Annotated in this window: 21 protein-coding genes; 12 read left to right on the top strand and 9 right to left on the bottom strand. The window is 69.0% G+C overall.

Annotated features, from left to right (window positions below; all coding sequences use genetic code 11):
- The first annotated feature begins 418 nt into the window (after window positions 1–418).
- Window positions 419–907 (top strand): hypothetical protein, encoded by a 489-nt coding sequence (locus AC0662_RS09825; protein ID WP_452204442.1) that lies wholly within the window; start codon window positions 419–421, stop codon window positions 905–907.
- 71 nt (window positions 908–978) lie between these two features.
- Here the strand turns inward: AC0662_RS09825 and AC0662_RS09820 are convergent, their stop codons facing one another.
- The 3 genes from AC0662_RS09820 to AC0662_RS09810 form a co-directional block, all read right to left on the bottom strand.
- Window positions 979–1,941: a phosphotransferase family protein gene (locus AC0662_RS09820; protein WP_478299714.1), complete on the bottom strand. Its 963-nt coding sequence runs from the start codon at window positions 1,939–1,941 to the stop codon at window positions 979–981.
- Between the two features lie 213 nt (window positions 1,942–2,154).
- Window positions 2,155–2,520, bottom strand: a complete 366-nt coding sequence (locus tag AC0662_RS09815) for a DMT family transporter (protein ID WP_452204444.1) — start codon at window positions 2,518–2,520, stop codon at window positions 2,155–2,157.
- Between the two features lie 29 nt (window positions 2,521–2,549).
- On the bottom strand, window positions 2,550–2,861 hold the full coding sequence (locus AC0662_RS09810; protein ID WP_478299712.1) for a DMT family transporter: 312 nt from the start codon (window positions 2,859–2,861) through the stop codon (window positions 2,550–2,552).
- Window positions 2,862–2,949: 88 nt separating this feature from the next.
- Here AC0662_RS09810 and AC0662_RS09805 point away from each other — a divergent pair, with 88 nt between their 5' ends.
- Window positions 2,950–3,309, top strand: coding sequence for a MerR family transcriptional regulator (locus AC0662_RS09805; protein WP_452204446.1), 360 nt, complete (start codon window positions 2,950–2,952; stop codon window positions 3,307–3,309).
- On the opposite strand, the gene def (AC0662_RS09800) is transcribed toward AC0662_RS09805, so the two are convergent.
- A complete protein-coding gene (def, locus tag AC0662_RS09800) occupies window positions 3,296–3,922 on the bottom strand; it encodes a peptide deformylase (RefSeq protein ID WP_478299710.1) in 627 nt (208 codons plus the stop codon). The two genes, AC0662_RS09805 and def (AC0662_RS09800), sit on opposite strands and share 14 nt — an antisense overlap.
- 59 nt (window positions 3,923–3,981) lie before the next feature.
- On the opposite strand from def (AC0662_RS09800), the gene AC0662_RS09795 reads away from it, so the two are divergent.
- From AC0662_RS09795 to AC0662_RS09780, 4 genes are all read left to right on the top strand, one after another.
- A complete protein-coding gene (locus AC0662_RS09795; protein ID WP_478299708.1) occupies window positions 3,982–4,461 on the top strand; it encodes a winged helix-turn-helix domain-containing protein in 480 nt (159 codons plus the stop codon).
- Window positions 4,462–4,523: 62 nt separating this feature from the next.
- Window positions 4,524–4,733, top strand: coding sequence for a hypothetical protein (locus AC0662_RS09790; RefSeq protein WP_452204449.1), 210 nt, complete (start codon window positions 4,524–4,526; stop codon window positions 4,731–4,733).
- A gap of 140 nt (window positions 4,734–4,873) precedes the next feature.
- Entirely contained in the window at window positions 4,874–5,464 is a 591-nt protein-coding gene (locus AC0662_RS09785) for a class I SAM-dependent methyltransferase (protein ID WP_478299706.1), read from the top strand.
- A 38-nt stretch (window positions 5,465–5,502) separates the two neighbouring features.
- On the top strand, window positions 5,503–6,450 hold the full coding sequence (locus AC0662_RS09780; RefSeq protein ID WP_478299704.1) for a DNA glycosylase AlkZ-like family protein: 948 nt from the start codon (window positions 5,503–5,505) through the stop codon (window positions 6,448–6,450).
- Here AC0662_RS09780 and AC0662_RS09775 read toward each other — a convergent pair.
- The gene (locus AC0662_RS09775) at window positions 6,439–7,335 is read right to left on the bottom strand and encodes a hypothetical protein (protein WP_478299702.1); all 897 of its coding nucleotides are present in this window, start codon (window positions 7,333–7,335) and stop codon (window positions 6,439–6,441) included. The genes AC0662_RS09780 and AC0662_RS09775 overlap by 12 nt on opposite strands.
- A 50-nt stretch (window positions 7,336–7,385) precedes the next feature.
- Between AC0662_RS09775 and AC0662_RS09770 the strand changes: the two genes are divergently transcribed.
- Window positions 7,386–7,763 carry a YchJ family protein gene (locus tag AC0662_RS09770; RefSeq protein ID WP_452204453.1) on the top strand — a complete coding sequence of 126 codons (378 nt, stop codon included), beginning with the start codon at window positions 7,386–7,388 and terminating at the stop codon, window positions 7,761–7,763.
- 10 nt (window positions 7,764–7,773) lie between these two features.
- On the opposite strand, the gene AC0662_RS09765 is transcribed toward AC0662_RS09770, so the two are convergent.
- Both AC0662_RS09765 and AC0662_RS09760 read right to left on the bottom strand, forming a co-directional pair.
- Window positions 7,774–8,154: a hypothetical protein gene (locus tag AC0662_RS09765; RefSeq protein WP_452204454.1), complete on the bottom strand. Its 381-nt coding sequence runs from the start codon at window positions 8,152–8,154 to the stop codon at window positions 7,774–7,776.
- Window positions 8,155–8,204: 50 nt separating this feature from the next.
- Window positions 8,205–8,831: a hypothetical protein gene (locus AC0662_RS09760; RefSeq protein ID WP_452204455.1), complete on the bottom strand. Its 627-nt coding sequence runs from the start codon at window positions 8,829–8,831 to the stop codon at window positions 8,205–8,207.
- Between the two features lie 187 nt (window positions 8,832–9,018).
- On the opposite strand from AC0662_RS09760, the gene AC0662_RS09755 reads away from it, so the two are divergent.
- A complete protein-coding gene (locus AC0662_RS09755) occupies window positions 9,019–9,573 on the top strand; it encodes a hypothetical protein (RefSeq protein ID WP_478299700.1) in 555 nt (184 codons plus the stop codon).
- Window positions 9,574–9,588: 15 nt separating this feature from the next.
- On the opposite strand, the gene AC0662_RS09750 is transcribed toward AC0662_RS09755, so the two are convergent.
- Window positions 9,589–10,119: a YbhB/YbcL family Raf kinase inhibitor-like protein gene (locus AC0662_RS09750; RefSeq protein WP_452204457.1), complete on the bottom strand. Its 531-nt coding sequence runs from the start codon at window positions 10,117–10,119 to the stop codon at window positions 9,589–9,591.
- A 152-nt stretch (window positions 10,120–10,271) separates the two neighbouring features.
- Between AC0662_RS09750 and cobT the strand changes: the two genes are divergently transcribed.
- From cobT to AC0662_RS09730, 4 genes are read left to right on the top strand one after another with little or no spacing between them, the layout of a single operon-like run.
- Window positions 10,272–11,324: a nicotinate-nucleotide--dimethylbenzimidazole phosphoribosyltransferase gene (cobT, locus tag AC0662_RS09745; protein WP_452204458.1), complete on the top strand. Its 1,053-nt coding sequence runs from the start codon at window positions 10,272–10,274 to the stop codon at window positions 11,322–11,324.
- Window positions 11,321–12,658 carry a uroporphyrinogen-III C-methyltransferase gene (cobA, locus tag AC0662_RS09740; RefSeq protein WP_478299698.1) on the top strand — a complete coding sequence of 446 codons (1,338 nt, stop codon included), beginning with the start codon at window positions 11,321–11,323 and terminating at the stop codon, window positions 12,656–12,658. Before cobT ends, cobA begins: the two co-directional genes overlap by 4 nt.
- Complete coding sequence (locus AC0662_RS09735; protein WP_478299696.1) at window positions 12,655–13,458, top strand: TrmH family RNA methyltransferase; 804 nt, start codon at window positions 12,655–12,657, stop codon at window positions 13,456–13,458. The genes cobA and AC0662_RS09735 overlap by 4 nt, the downstream gene beginning before the upstream one ends.
- Window positions 13,459–13,488: 30 nt before the next feature.
- Complete coding sequence (locus tag AC0662_RS09730) at window positions 13,489–14,028, top strand: P-loop nucleotide/nucleoside kinase family protein (protein ID WP_478299694.1); 540 nt, start codon at window positions 13,489–13,491, stop codon at window positions 14,026–14,028.
- A 1-nt stretch (window position 14,029) separates the two neighbouring features.
- On the opposite strand, the gene def (AC0662_RS09725) is transcribed toward AC0662_RS09730, so the two are convergent.
- Complete coding sequence (def, locus tag AC0662_RS09725; protein WP_452204462.1) at window positions 14,030–14,635, bottom strand: peptide deformylase; 606 nt, start codon at window positions 14,633–14,635, stop codon at window positions 14,030–14,032.
- Window positions 14,636–14,661: the final 26 nt, after the last annotated feature.

The raw sequence follows: 14,661 nt of genomic DNA, 5'->3' as shown, positions 1-14,661 counted from the left end.
GCTTGTTGCCGTGGGGTGCGTGGAGCGGTCGCGTGTGGGCGAGGTGGGGTTTGGGGAACTTTTGTGCCGCCTGGTGGCAATTAGTTTCCCTAGACCCGGGCAGGTGGCCGACACCGGCGGTGCGTGAGGTACGTCGGGCGTTGATTGGCGTGGGCTGTGCACTCGACTTGTCGCGCCTTCGGCGGCGCGGACCGGTGCGTGGTGCAGGCGTGCATGGCGGAGTACCCGTCCGTGGGGTTCACGCGCGGACCGTGACCGCGGCAATGCCTTGGGGCGTTGCTTGTCGTTGTGGGGTGCGTGGATCGGTCGCGGGTGGGGTGGGTGAAAGTGGTTTGAAAGCGTTGTTTGGTGTGATTTGGGGAGTTGATCGGCGGGTGTCTGGCATGGATGCATCGTCGCTACTACTTGGGGAGATCACATGAGATTTACGCGCATCAGGAAACGCGGGGCTGCGGTGGTTATGGCGATGGTGGCCGCGGCGTTCGTTGTTCCGTTGGCGGCGCAGGTTCAGGCGCCGGCGCAGGCACAGGCGGCACCGAGCGGTACGGTCGGGACGACCGCGTGGACGCCGCAGATCTACCCGCTGTTCTCAGGTGAGTGGGTACAGCGGAACGTGTCGAGTGCCGATCGGAACACGGCGCTGGCTCTGTGCGCCGCGGCGCGGGGAATCGCCTGTGTTTCGGTTGGTCAGGGCGACGGCAGGCACAGCGTTTTCCACCTGTTCAAGTGCGATACGCGGTCGCTGTCCAACTTCATCAACGCGCTCGCGGTTCTGAATCATCAGACCAACAACAAACAGGTCCATTTCTGGGGACCCCATAAGTACGTCTATATCCCGGCGAACAACAGGATCACCCTGGTAGCGGACTCCGGGACGATCGACTTCAATCGCCTCGATATCTGCTGAGGGCACACACCTTCCCGGGCACGCTGATCATGCGTGCCCGGGTCGGATGCGTTTGTGGTGACGGCGCCTGGCTAGGTGAGCAGCGTTTGTAAGCAGTGGAGCGCCGCGGCTCGGCGAGCGGCTTGCCACTCGGGGCTTTTCTGCCAGTAGTAGTGGGACTCCGTCTCGGGGGCCAGCGCAACGATGTCGAATGTGGTCAGCGCCAGGTGGACCTGGTCCCAGGTCGGCAGCGGTGCTGATCGGTGTTCGGCGTACGCGGTCCAGAGGTGCCGGCGAAGGTCGCCGTACGAGGGTTCGACGGCCCAGCTTGCGCTGTCCCATTGGCTGCAGGTGAAGTCGACGAGGGGAGACAGCACGCCTCCGAACCCCCAGTCGAGAATCCCGGTCAACGTCCCGGAATCGTCGAGAAAGAGATGGTTCTCGTAGAGGTCGCCGTGGGCAAGGACCGGGTCCATCGCGTCGACGGCTTCGAGGGCATCGAGGAGCGTCGTACGTGCTGCCGGGCTGATGGACGCAGCGACTGACTTGGTGAGTTGTTCGGGGCCGCCGAGTTCGCGGAGCGGGGTGTAGCAGTCGGCCGCGGTCGGGGGCGCCGTGGGCGGTTCCGTCCAGGGGTTCGCCCAGAGGGGGCGCGGGACTCGGTCGAGACTGACGTCGTGGCACGCGGCGATTGCTGTGCCTAGCTGTTCCGCCAGAGCCTGCAGATGGTCGAGTGACAGGTTGTTGGGGATGGAGCCCGAGAGTCGAGTGACGGCGAAGAAGGGGTACGGCGAGATTGCCGGCTCGTGCCAGCGGCCGAGGAGTTTGGGGACTGTTGGGTGGTCGATGGTCGCGTAGACGGCGCATTCGCGCTCGAGTTGCCCGACGATCGTGTGGTTGCGGGGGAACAGGAAGGCGCGGTTGTCTGCGAGGAGAACGTGCTTCGTGGCGCCGTCGAATCGTGGCTCGATCGGACCGTCCACCTTGCAGAGCTCTCGGAAGCGGTTGAGTTGGATCTGCACGAGGACAGCGGCGACGGCTTGTTCGTCATCCATGGCGCGCCACCGACGGGTGCGTTGTGCGCGGGAGTTTGGGCAACGGTCGTCTCCTGTCGACTGGCTGCGACTCGGTCGGCGTCGGCTCCACGAAGGGCTGGTACGGCGATGTGTTGCATCGTAGGCGCATCGAAGCTCGGCGGTTTGTGGAACCTTTTGGCCGTCTGGTGGGAATTAAGTTCCACAGAACTGGGTGGGCGGCCGGGGCTTTGGTTAGGGGCGGTCGGCGAGTTTTAGGTAGATGACGCCGGCGATGGTTACGGCTAACCAGAGGGCTTTGCTGGGGGTTAGGGATTCGTTGAAGAAGAGGGGGCCGAGGGCGGCGGTGCCGGCGGCGCCGATGCCTGCCCAGGTGGCGTAGCCGATGCTGACTTCGATGGTTCGGAGGGCGCGGCTGAGGGCCCACAGGGTGAGGAGGAAGAAGACGGCGGCTGCGACGGACCATGGCCAGACGGTGAAGGCGTGACTGCCGCCGACGGAGAGGGCGTAGCCGATCTCGAAGGTGCCGGCGAGGAGCAAGGTCAGCCAAGCGGTGCGGGCCGACTGCGGCACGGAGGCCGACTGCGGTGTGGTTGGCATGAGGGGAAGTCCTTTGTGGTTAGCGATGGTTAGGTGAGTTGGAGGCCTACGACGCCGGTGATGACCAGAGCTATGGCGATGGCTTTGTGCAAGGTGAGGCGTTGGCCGAAGAGGAGGGCGCTGAGGAGGGTGATGCCGACGCCGGCGAGTGCGGTCCAGAGGGCGTAGCCGACGCCGACGTCGAAGGTGAGGAGGGCGCGGCTGAGGAAGTACGTGCCGAGGCCGCCGGTGGCGAGGGTCGCGGCGGTCCAGCCGCGGTGGGTGAAGCCTTGGGCCTTGCCGGCGGAGATCGCGACGGCGATCTCGAACGCGACGGCGATGCCGAGGTACAGCCAGTGCATGAGATTCCTTCCGGGGAGCGTCTCCCCAGGGTGAAACTTCACACTGGTGTCAGATGCAAGACTGGGAGCCGACTCGGGAGGACACGTCATGCGGATCGGAGAGCTCGCGCGGGCGAGTGGCGTGAGCACGCGTTCCTTGCGGTACTACGAGGAGCAGGGACTCATCCGCTCGAGCCGCACGCCTGGCGGGTGGCGCGTTTTCGACGCGTCGATGGTCGAGCGGGTCGTGATGATCCAGCACCTGTTGGCGGCGGGGCTGTGCAGCGTCACGATCGGCGACCTGCTGCCGTGCCTGGAGTCGCCGCCCGAGGAGCGCACCGGCGTACTGGAGGTGTTGCTCGCGCAGGAGGTTCAGCGGCTCGAGGCGAAGCGGCGGGAGATCGACCGCGAGCTCGACGTACTCGAAGGTTTGCGGCGTGAAGTGAGTGTGCCGGTCACGCCTCGGTGAGCTGGTGCTGGCGGGCTGAACGCTGCGCGAGGACCGAATCGCGGGAGGCGTTCGAGTCGGCCAACGCGCGGGTGCGGGCGGCCGGCGTGAGGTGGTCGACGTAGACGGTCCCGGACAGGTGCTGGGTTTCGTGGATCAGGCAGCGGGCGAAGTACCCGGATGCCTCCAGCGTGAACGGGCGGCCGTCGACGTCGTACGCGTGCAGTGTCGCGCGGGCGGGGCGGGGGAGCAGTGCGTTGGCGCCGGGGACCGAGAGGCAGCCTTCGGTGCCGGACTGGGTGCCGAAGAGCGCCGACATGGTTTCGATCCGCGGGTTGAACGCGTGGCCGACGTGGCGGTCGCCGGACTCGTCGGTGAGGTCGTAGACGAACAGCTGGGCGTCGACGTCGACCTGGTTCGCGGCGAGCCCGCAGCCCTCCGCGATCCACATCGTGGTGAACATGTCGTCGATCAACCGCCCCCACCGCGCGGTGCCGAACTCGGTGACCGGCCGGCAACCGCGGTGCAGGATCGGTTCGCCGTACTCCGTGATGCGCAGCGGGCAGCCGCGGCGTACCTCGTCCGTGAGCTCGGGCAGACGGCGGCTCGGGCGGCCCAGGATGTACGTCGGCATGCAAAGACCGTACTCTGCAAAGTCCACGCTTTGCAAAGCTCGGCATTAGGATGCGCTCTATGGCCGAGCACCGCAGTACGCCGAACCGCCGTGACGTCGTCCGCGCACACCCGCTCCGTGCAGCGCTTCTGGAGCTGATCGACCGGGACGGTACGACGACGTCCACGGTCGGGGCGCGGGAGCTCGGGGAGAGCACCGGGTCGTGCTCGTTCCACCTGCGGCGGCTGGAGGCGCTCGGCGTGATCGAGGCGGTGCCGGGCGCGGTCGGGCGGGTGAAGCCGTGGCGGCGGCTGCGGGTCGAGCAGGCGACGCTGAACCGGGAGCTCGAGGACACGGCGTACGCGAGCTGGCTGGCCGCGAAGACCTCCGACGACGAGGACTTCGCGTTCAGTGAGGTCGTCACGCTGGCGGACGGCGAGCTGGCCGAGCTGCGGGCCCGGCTGCATCGCGTACTGCGGGACTTCGTCGGCTCCGAGCCCACGTCCGGAACGCCGACCGCGGTGATCATCCGGGCGTTCCCGCTGCATCAGGACGACTAGGGAACCGGCCGCGGGGCTGCCGCGTCAGCGCAGTGGAAGACCAATCCGAGTACGGAGTTCCTATGGACCGCAACGCGACCCCGCACCTGGGCGAGGCCGGGCAACACCTCTGGCCGGACCACACGCAGGCGCCGAACGACCCGGTCTGGAAGGTCCACCCGCCAACTGCCCCGCGTCCTCCCCGCACAGCGAGCCGACTCGCCTCGATCGCTGGAGTCCTCGGCGTACTGACATTCGCCCTCGGCACCGCCCTGATGATCACGAACCGCTGAGCCCCTCCAGCCGGCGCCCCTCGGGCGTAGCCAGGGTGGTGGGGTTGGGGTGACGATGGAGGCACTCCATCGGACTCGGGAGGCGTACGTCGATGGCTGGGGATCCGTATCGCACGAGACAACCTACGAGTCATGAGCGGATGGCGGGCCGCTCGTGGGACGCGTCGTACCAGGACGGGCTCGCGCCGTGGGAGTTCGGCGGGCCGCAACCGGTCGTCGTCGAGCTCGCGGCGGCGGGTGCCTTCACCGGGTGGGTTCTGGACGCGGGGTGCGGCAGCGGCGACAACGCGCTGCACATCGCGTCGTACGGCGTACCGGTCTTCGGGGTCGACCTCGCCGAGACGGCGCTCGCTCGGGCGCGGGAGAAGGCCGTCGAGCGGGGGCTGAAGGCCGAGTTCGCGACCGCTGACGCGTTGCATCTCGAGGAGCTGGGCCGGCGGTTCGACACGATTCTCGACTGCGGCCTGTTCCACACGTTCGACGCGGCCGAACGCGATCGCTACGTGGCGAGTCTGGCGTCGGTGGCCGAGCACGGCGCGATGCTCTACGTGCTGTGCTTCGGCGACGAGGACCCCGAGGGCGTTCCGCATCCGGTCAGTGAGGAGCTGCTGCGGACGTCGTTCGGTACCGGCTCCGGCTGGACGCTCCTCGCGGTCGAACCACGCCGGCTCGAGACCCGGATCCACGCCAACGGAGCGCCCGCCTGGCTCGCTACCGCCCGACGAAACTAAGCCATCGGGTGGCGTCTTTTCCCCGTACGGTCGACTCCATGCTGATCGTCACGCGGGAGCAGGCCGTCGCCTACCGGCTGCACGTGAATCGCCTCGTCGACCGGCTACCACCGGGTTCCCACGAACAGGCGGCGTACGTCGGGTTGCAGGACACCGCCCCTCGGGACGCACTGCTCGGGCTGCATGCTCGGATGGCCGGCTGCGCGCCGTCGGACTGGGAGCATCCGTCGTTGATCCAGACGTACAGTCCGCGGGCGGCGGTGTACGTGTTGCCCGCGCGGGACTTCGGGGTGTTCACGCTGGGACGGATGCCGCTGGATTCGCGGCAGATCGACGTACTCGCCGATGACGTTTGTGAGTTCCTCGGTGGGCAGGAGAGGCGCGGGGCGGGGATCCACGGGCTGCGAGCGGCATGCGTCAGTGGGCGGATCGCTGTGCGTTGGGACACCACCTCGTTGTGGGTGCACGAGGTGCCGCGGCCGGACCTCGACCTGGCCGAGGCGCGGGCGGAATTGTGCCGGCGGCATGTGCACTGCTTCGGGCCGACGACCCCAAAAACGTTTTCCTGGTGGTCCGGGTTGTCGCCGGACGACGCGCGGGCGGTCTGGTCGTCGGTAGCTGACGAGCTGGTCGAGGTGGACTTCGACGGTGTGCCCGGGTGGATGCTTCGCGCGGATGAGGAGTGCTTGCGCTTGGTGCGGGAGCCGCGTGGGGTTCGGCTGCTGGTGGCGCCGGATCTGCGGCTGTTCGGGCGGGATCGGGACGGGCGGTTCATCGCGCCGGGGCTGCGGGCGCTGACGCCGGCGGCCGACACGTTCCATCCGAACGGGGTGCTGGTCGACGGTCGGATCGTCGGCGCCTGGGGGCGCAAGGGTGGGCGGGTGAGCGTGCGGTTGTCGGAGACGCTCAGTGCCGCGGAGTACGACGTACTGCGGGCCGAGGTGGCGAGTCTGCCGGTGCGGGCGCCGTCGCTGTCAGTGCGATGAGTCGAGGGGTTTGCGATCGCTTCGGAACGTCGTGCGCAAACGATTGACGTCGATTTCGGGGACGTGGACCTCGACCAGGTCGAACGTTTGCTCAACGAGCGTGCGGAGGGTTTCCGCGGCCTCGACCGGCGGCTCGGTGAAGACCGCGCGGGTGCGGCTCGCGAGCGACGCTGGAGCGAGCGGGAGTGTGCGTTCGATGGTGTCGAGGCGTTTGAACGAGAGCACGTGGCCGCAGTACCGGCCGTTGAGAGCGTGCAGGACGTTGAGCACTTGCGTGGCGACGCGCAGGAACTCGCGGGCGAGGAGCAGCGGGTTGTCCCGCTCGGCCAGCATCTGCCAGCGCCAGAACTTCTCGATGTTCCCGTTCCAGCGGATGACGGCTGTGGCGAGCTCGCGCGGATAGTTCGCCGCGCGTTCCTGCCAGCGCGCGACGAGTTCGGCGCGCGGGCCGAGTGCCTCGCCTGCGTCGACGATTCCTTGCAGCAGGTCGAACGCTGACTCGTCGGGCCGGCAGGAGACGAGTACGTCGTCCAGGGTGCGCTCGACGGTGCTCGTCGTCGTGTGCGTGACGTCGACCGTCAGGCCGTCCGGTCGCGGAGCGCCGAGGTACAGCTGATCGAGCCAAGGCGGCGGCGCATCCGCTGCGGACACCGCCCGTACGTCGGTGGCTCCTTCGGCGGCCGCGAGCCGTTCCGCGAGGGTGGGCTTGCGCTGCCAGAAGACTCCCACCTCGACATCGGACCAGCGGTCGGCGTCGCCGCGGGCGGTCGAGCCGCTCAGCATCACCGCGTCGACTCCGTCCGTGGCGGCGTACCGCTCGAGCACGGGCCGGATCATCGACCGGCGCCAGACCGCGGCCTGCGTGGGCGATTCCGGCGGCTCCATCAACGCAGTAGACCACGCAGCCGGTCGACCGATCGGGAACAATCGGCGACATGCGAGTTCCATCCACCTGTCCCTGCGGCCAGAACGCGCCGTACGACGCATGCTGCGGCCCACTCCACCGCGGCGCGACCACGGCCGCGACCGCCGAACAGCTGATGCGATCCAGGTACGCCGCTTTCGTGATGCACGACGCGGCGTACCTGCAGCAGACCTGGTCGCTGACCACCCGGCCGGCGTCCCTCGACTTCCCCGACCGCGAGTGGACCGGCCTCGAGATCCTGAACACCACCGGCGGCAGCGCGTTCCACACCGAGGGCACCGTCGAGTTCAACGCCCACTACACCACCAACGCCGGCCCAGGCGTCCAACACGAAAACAGCACCTTCACCCGCGAAGCCGGCCAGTGGGTCTACGTCGCCGCCCTCTGAACTGCCGGACCTAGAGCTCGCGCTGGTCCGCCTGGCGGGCGGGGGTCTGGGTCATGGTGGTGCGGTCGCCCTGGGCTGCTGCTGTGGGGCGACCGCTGAGGAGCGCAGAGTCGTTGGCGAATCTCGCCGTTTCGGCGGGGACCTCACGCTCGGGTGCGGGCGCATTGCTGTCGATCTCGCGGTCGATCTCGCGAGCGGTGTTGTTGACGGCTTCGTGGCCCGCGGCCCCGGCGGCTTCAGGTTCTGCATTGAGTGCCGCGCCGAGGTCCTGGCGGAAGGTCGAGGCGGTGAGGTCGCGGAGGAACTCGGGGGTGACCTCCTCAGATCCTGCGACGGATTCCACCATCGCGCTGAAACGCAGGTCGGGTGGTGTCTCGATCAGCTGGTTCACGCTCTCTTCCGCCGGACGCCAGGTTTCTCTGCCCTGGAGCTTCAGGGCGGTCAGGGCCCATAGGTCGCTCGGCCCGCGTTGTCCTGCTCGGTGACAGCGTTCTGGATCGGGACCCCCTCGGACGGCACCAGCTGGGCAGACTCCGAGCCGTTCCAGATCTCGCGGAGGTTCGTGCTGGTCCAGACCTGCGCGAGGCCCCTGTCGAGATGTCCTTCGTACCCCGCGATCCGATATGCGTCCGCTGGCAGCGGGCCGGTCAGCCGGGTGGCCTGCACGCCGACCTCGCCGGTCACGGCCATCAGGGCGTCCCAGCGCTCCTGGGCGTCGCCCCGGTCGGAGCTGACCTGGCCGCTGCGCGCGATCGCCTCGCGAACCGTATTGACCTGGGCCTCGGACAGGGCGATGTGTTCCGTCGCGTAGAAGGAGTTCGGTCCGCGCATCGCCTCCTTCCGGCGCGCTGCCTCGGTGTACTGCTCGTGCTCGGTGGCATTGCCGGTGACGACGACCTTGCTGTTCCAGCGCGCGGTCCGGTTGACGACCTGCGACTCACGGCCCGCGAGCTGCGCCTCATTCCTGGCGCGCTCTGACTCCCGGGTGGCGAGCTCCGACACGCGGTCGACGACGGATGCCACCCAGGCGTACTCGGGTGAATTGGCGTCAACCTGTCGTACGGTCACGCGGATCCTCTCGGAACGACTCTCGGTACTGGCGGTGACACTAGCAACCGAGAGTGTCGGGCCGACCGTGTTTCGCGACGACGACCCTGCTTCGGGGAACCATGAGCGGGTCCGCCGCGTCGGTGCGGTAGACGCCGCCCAGGCCAGGTGCAGCTTGTGCCTGGAAACCTCCGAGTGTGGAGCTCCGATGACCGAACGTCCGCCCGAACGGAATCACCAGCTCGCCCCGCACCAACCACCCGCCGGCTACTCGGAACCACCTGCCTCGGGCTATCCCCAGCCGCCTGGCTCCGGTTATCCGCAACCACCTGGGTCCGGTTACCCCCAGCCGCCTGGCTCCGGTTATCCGCAGCAGCCGGGCTCCGGTTATCCGCAGCAGCCGGGCTCCGGTTATCCCCAGCACCTGTGGCCGGAGCATGCTCAGGCCCGTGCTGCCGGGCCGGGTGGAGTCCCGGTCGCGGCCCCACGGGCGACGGGCTCGGCTGTGCTGGGAGTCCTCGCGCTGGTGCTCGGGTTCGCCGGGGTGGTCGCGCCTCTGCTCCCGTTCTCGAACCTCATCGACCGCTTCCCGATCCGGCAGTACCTCGCGTTCCCGTTCGCCGTACCCGCCTTGGCCCTCGCGATCGCGTGCCTCGCCGGCAACCGCCGCGGCAAGGCCGCGGCGGCGATCGGCATGATCTTCGCCGTCCTCGCCCTGATCGTCGGCGCGATCATGGTCTACAACTACGACTTCCGCAGCTGAAGCTCTGAACCCTGACTACTCCGCGATCGCGTACGTCGGTGTGACGATGGCGCGCGCGAGCGTGTGGAAGGCGAGGTTGAACGACACGACGGCCGGTGTGGCGTCCGCGTCCACGTCGAGGGCGTCGACGTCGATCGCGTGTACGACGAAGTAGTAGCGGTGCACCTGATCACCGGGAGGCGGGGCGGCGCCGCCGAAGTTCTTGGTGCCGAAGTCGTTGCGGACGTGGAAGGCGCCGTTGTCGAGGCGCTCCGTCGTACCGGCGCCGGTCGGGAGCTCGGTGACCGTGGCCGGGAGATTGACCAGGACCCAGTGCCAGAACCCGGACGGGACCGGGGCGTCGGGGTCGAAGCAGGTCACCACGAAGGCCTTGGTCTCCGCAGGGAACCCGGACCAGCTGAGCTGCGGCGAGGTGTTGCCGCCCGCGAACGCCTGAGCGTCTGCCAGCGGCTCGCCGTCGGTGACATCGGTACTGGTGACGGTGAACGAACCGGCCCGCGGCAGCAGGTCGTAGGGGTCCGGGGTGACGGGACGGTCGAGAGACATCTGTGATCCTCCGGGATCTCGCGACATGTGGTGATTCCGACACTACTGTCCAGATCCCGCTGGTCCGTCCTGGGGCACACGCTCGGGGATGCGAAGATCGGGTACGCCGGACCGCGCGCCAACCGCGCCGGCGGCGACGGATGGAGGACCCGGTGGAGGACCTGGTGGACGAGTACCTGGAGCGGATCGCGCCCGCGGATCCGGCCGCGATGCGGGCGGCCGAGGAGCGGCACGCCGTACTGACCAAGCCGGCCGGTTCCCTCGGCGTACTCGAGGAGCTGTCCGTGCAGGTCGCCGGGATGACCGGGACGTGCCCGCCCGCGGTGCCCAGCCCGGCCGTGGTGGCGGTGTTCGCCGCGGACCACGGTGTGCACGCGCAGAACGTCTCCCCGTGGCCGCAGGAAGTGACCGCCGCGATGCTGGCCAACTTCGCCGCCGGGGGAGCCGCGGTGAACGCGTTCGCGGCCAACAACGGCGTGGACGTCCGCGTGGTCGACGTCGGCGTGGCGACGCCCGTCGAGCAGCTCGACATCGTGCACGCCAAGGTTCGCCCGGGAACTCGGGACCTCTCGCAGACCGACGCGCTGACCGAGGACGAGGCGAAGGCCGCTGTCGCCGTCGGGTTCGACCTCGCGGACAAGCTGGTCCAGGAGGGCTACCGTTGCTTGCTGACCGGTGACATGGGGATCGCCAACACCACGGCCTCCGCCGCGTTGATCGCGACCTTCACCGGAGCGACAGCCGACGTGGTCACCGGCCGCGGCACAGGCATCGACGACGCCGCACTGGCACACAAGACTGGCGTCGTACGGGACGCGCTCGCGAAGCACGGCGTACCGGCGACTGAGCCGCTCAAGGCGCTGCAGGCGTACGGCGGTCTGGAGCACGCTGCTCTCGCCGGGTACATCCTCGGCGCAGCGGCCAACCGGGTCCCGGTGATCCTGGACGGCGTGATCGCCGGTGCGGCCGCCCTCGTCGCGCAGGCGTTCCACCCGGCCGCTGTCGACTACTGCGTCGCCGGCCACCGCTCGGCCGAGCCGGGACACGCGGTCGCGCTGAAGCAGCTCGGCCTGCAGCCGCTGGTCGACCTGGACCTGCGCCTCGGTGAAGGCACCGGCGCGGTGCTCGCCTATCCGATCCTGACCTGCGCAGTCCGTGCGCTCGCCGAGATGGCCACCTTCGAGGACGCGGGGATCACTTCGTGACGCATCAGTACCTGTCCGGCCTCGTTCTCGACGGGCGGCGCGTGGTGGTCGTCGGTGGCGGCGGGGTCGCCCAGCGGCGGCTGCCGCGGCTGCTCGAGTCCGGCGCGCTCGTCGACCTGGTGTCGCCGTCGATCACGCCGACGATCGAGGGTCTGCTCGGCAACCCGTCGCTGACGTGGATCGAGCGCGGATACCAGGCCGGCGACGTCGACGGCGCCTGGTACGTCGTGGTTGCCACCGACGACGCCGCGGTGAACGACCAGGTGTCGGCGGAGGCCGAGGAACGGCGGATCTTCTGCGTCCGCTCGGACGACCGCTCCCGCGCGACCGCATGGACGCCGGCATCCGGGCAGCACGACAACGTGACGATCGGCGTTCTCGGCGGTGGCGATCACCGCAAGTCGGCCGCCGTACGGGACGCGATCCTGGAAGGACTGCGGACCGGCGAGCTCGCGGCGCGCGAGGTGGATCGGCGTCCGGGTGTGTATCTGGTCGGCGGGGGACCGGGCGATCCGGACCTGATCACGGTGCGCGGGCGGCGGCTGCTGGCCGACGCGGATGTCGTGGTGGCGGACCGGCTGGCGCCGCAGCAGTTGCTGGACGAACTGCACCCGGACGTCGAACTGTTCGACGCGGCCAAGCTGCCGCGCGGGCGGGCCGCGCAGCAGGAGGAGATCAACCGGATCCTGGTGGACCGCGGGCAGCAGGGCAAGGTCGTCGTACGGCTGAAGGGCGGCGACCCGTACGTCTTCGGCCGCGGCTTCGAGGAGGCGCTGGCATGCGCCGCGGCCGGGGTGCCGTGGACTGTGGTGCCGGGGATCACGAGTTCGATCTCGGTGCCGGCGGTGTCGGGGATCCCGGTGACGCATCGCGGGGTGACGCACGAGTTCACGGTGGTGTCGGGACACATCCCGCCGTCGCACCCGGACTCGCTGATCAACTGGGACGCGCTGGCCCAGCTGCACGGCACGCTGGTACTGCTGATGGCGGTGGAGAACCTGCCGGCGATCGCGGAGCGGTTGATCGCGGCCGGTCGCCCGGCGGAGACGCCCGCGGCGGCGATCGCGGACGGCACGCTGCCCGGTCAGCGGATGGTGACGTCGGATCTCGCGGGGATCGCCCAGGCGATGAAGGTCGAAGGAGTCGGCGCGCCGGCAATCGTTGTCATCGGCAACGTCGTGGAAGTTGCGGCGCAGGTCGCGGGCCACCGGGGCGCGGGCGAGGCCGGCGCGGACCAGGGCGCGGACAAGGGCGCGGACAAGGGCGCGGACAAGGGCGCGGACCGGGGCGCGGACAAGAGCGCGGAGTCCGGTGCTGAGGCGGGCCTGGCGTGACCTTGGTCGAGGTGGCGGATGCCGCCGACGAGCGGCTCGCGGACTACGTGCAGCTGCGGGAGGTGAACCTGCGCCGTCTCCTCGAGGAGGAGCACGGCCTGTTCATCGCCGAGGGCGACAAGGTGATCCGCCGCGCGGCGGACGCCGGCTACGAGCCGCGGTCGTTCCTCCTCGCCCCACGCTGGCTCGATTCACTGCAGGACGTCCTGAAGCAGTGGCCGGACAAACCGGTGTACGTCGTCTCGGAGGAGCTGGCCGAGAAGGTCACCGGTTTCCACGTGCACCGTGGCGCGCTCGCGTCGTACAAGCGTCGGGCCTCGGTGCCGCTCACCGATCTGCTCACCAGCGACGTACGCCGGATCGCGATCTTCGACGAGATCGTTGATCACACCAACGTTGGTGCCGGGTTCAGAGCAGCTGCTGCGCTAGGTGTCGGAGTCGTGCTGGTCACGCCGACCTGCGCCGACCCGCTGTACCGGCGCTCGATCAAGGTCTCGATGGGCACCGTCTTCCAGGTCCCGTGGACCCGTCTGCTGAGCTGGCCCGGCGACCTGCGGCACCTCCAGGACAACGGGTACGTCGCGGCCGCGATGGCGCTCACCGACGACTCGATCACCCTCGACGCACTCGCCGATCGCAAGGACGAGAAGCTCGCGCTGATCTTCGGCACCGAGGGGCACGGCCTGAAACCGCAGGTGCTGAACCAGGCCGACCTGACGGTCCGGATCCCGATGGCCGGTGGCGTCGACTCGCTCAACGTGGCGTCCTCAGCAGCCGTGGCGTTCTACGCGACCCGCTAAAGCGCTGGACGGCACTGATGTGATGACGTCATGCCGAAGGTAGTGCTGGTCACCGGAATGCAGGCCGCCGGGAAGTCGACGATCGCCCCGCTGCTCGCCGCGCGGATGGGTCCGCCCGCCGCGACCCTGGACGGCGACGTGTTCTACCGCGGTGTCGTCGCCGGCGCCGAGATCATGACACCGGACCCGTCGCCCGAGGCGCTGCGGCAGCTGCAGCTGCGGTACGACGCCAGCGCGCTGGTCGCGCAGCACTACGCGGACGCCGGATTCGACTTCGTCTGCAGTGACATCGTGCTCGGCGAGGACGTCGAGCGGTGGTTCGCGCGGTTGCGCGGCGTCGACACCTACCTCGTCGTACTCGTGCCGTCGGTGGAGTCGATCGTCCACCGCGAGCTAGGCCGCGGGGGCAACAACTCGTACCGCGACTGGGGCGACTCGCTGGAAGACGGAGTACGGGCGTTGCAGGCCGGACTGGACGACATTCCGCGCCGGGGTCTGTGGCTGGACACCACGAGACAGACCCCGGCTCAGACGGTCGATGCGATCGATCTGGAGAAGGCCCGCTGGTAGCTCAGGTAGCGGGGGTGTCCTCGTGGTCGTCGTCGTGCTCGACCATGGGCGACACCGGCCAGTCGGCGGGGTAGTCGGCCGCGTAGTCCTCGGCCTCGCCGAACAGACGCTTCTTGTACTTGCGGGACAGCCGGTCGCCGAACACCATGCCCTGAGTGTGGTCGGTCTCGTGCTGCAGGCAGCGGGCCAGCAGGCCGTCGCCCTCGTAGCTCACCGGCTGGCCGTTCTGGTCGACACCGGTGACCTTCGCGAAGTCCGGGCGGGCGCACTTGGTGAACGCGCCGGGCAGCGACAGGCAGCCCTCGTCGCCCTCGTCCAGGTTCCGGTCCTTGCCCTCGGGCACGTCGAGCACCGGGTTGCACACCACGCCCTGGACGTGGTTGCCGGACTTGTCCGGGCAGTCGAACACGAACAGCTGCAGGTCCACGCCGACCTGGTTCGCCGCCAGGCCGACGCCCTCGGCCGCGTTCATCGTCGCGACCATGTCGGCGACCAGCGTCTGCAGCTCGGCACCGAAGTCGGTGACCGGCTGATTGACCCGGTGCATGACCTCTTCACCCCACCGCGTGATGGGCCGCACCGACCCGTTCCCAGGCAACGTAGACATGCCGGAAAGTTTAGGACAGCCGGGCG

The sequence above is a fragment of the Kribbella sp. NPDC043289 genome, assembly GCF_056436705.1.
The sequence above is the reverse complement of the archived record's forward strand: the minus strand, read 5'-3'. Positions and strand labels throughout refer to the sequence as shown.

Bases quoted from the DNA above. Each gene is read 5' to 3' on its own strand.
- AC0662_RS09730 (WP_478299694.1), top strand. From the start codon at position 13,489: ATGCCGAAGGTAGTGCTGGTCACCGGAATGCAGGCCGCCGGGAAGTCG.
- AC0662_RS09780 (WP_478299704.1), top strand. From the start codon at position 5,503: ATGCTGATCGTCACGCGGGAGCAGGCCGTCGCCTACCGGCTGCACGTG.
- AC0662_RS09795 (WP_478299708.1), top strand. From the start codon at position 3,982: ATGGCCGAGCACCGCAGTACGCCGAACCGCCGTGACGTCGTCCGCGCA.
- def (WP_478299710.1), bottom strand. From the start codon at position 3,922: ATGCCGACGTACATCCTGGGCCGCCCGAGCCGCCGTCTGCCCGAGCTC.
- AC0662_RS09775 (WP_478299702.1), bottom strand. From the start codon at position 7,335: ATGGAGCCGCCGGAATCGCCCACGCAGGCCGCGGTCTGGCGCCGGTCG.
- AC0662_RS09790 (WP_452204449.1), top strand. From the start codon at position 4,524: ATGGACCGCAACGCGACCCCGCACCTGGGCGAGGCCGGGCAACACCTC.
- AC0662_RS09810 (WP_478299712.1), bottom strand. From the start codon at position 2,861: ATGCACTGGCTGTACCTCGGCATCGCCGTCGCGTTCGAGATCGCCGTC.
- AC0662_RS09820 (WP_478299714.1), bottom strand. From the start codon at position 1,941: ATGGATGACGAACAAGCCGTCGCCGCTGTCCTCGTGCAGATCCAACTC.
- AC0662_RS09785 (WP_478299706.1), top strand. From the start codon at position 4,874: ATGGCGGGCCGCTCGTGGGACGCGTCGTACCAGGACGGGCTCGCGCCG.
- def (WP_452204462.1), bottom strand. From the start codon at position 14,635: ATGTCTACGTTGCCTGGGAACGGGTCGGTGCGGCCCATCACGCGGTGG.
- AC0662_RS09815 (WP_452204444.1), bottom strand. From the start codon at position 2,520: ATGCCAACCACACCGCAGTCGGCCTCCGTGCCGCAGTCGGCCCGCACC.
- AC0662_RS09750 (WP_452204457.1), bottom strand. From the start codon at position 10,119: ATGTCTCTCGACCGTCCCGTCACCCCGGACCCCTACGACCTGCTGCCG.
- AC0662_RS09770 (WP_452204453.1), top strand. From the start codon at position 7,386: ATGCGAGTTCCATCCACCTGTCCCTGCGGCCAGAACGCGCCGTACGAC.
- AC0662_RS09755 (WP_478299700.1), top strand. From the start codon at position 9,019: ATGACCGAACGTCCGCCCGAACGGAATCACCAGCTCGCCCCGCACCAA.
- AC0662_RS09825 (WP_452204442.1), top strand. From the start codon at position 419: ATGAGATTTACGCGCATCAGGAAACGCGGGGCTGCGGTGGTTATGGCG.
- AC0662_RS09805 (WP_452204446.1), top strand. From the start codon at position 2,950: ATGCGGATCGGAGAGCTCGCGCGGGCGAGTGGCGTGAGCACGCGTTCC.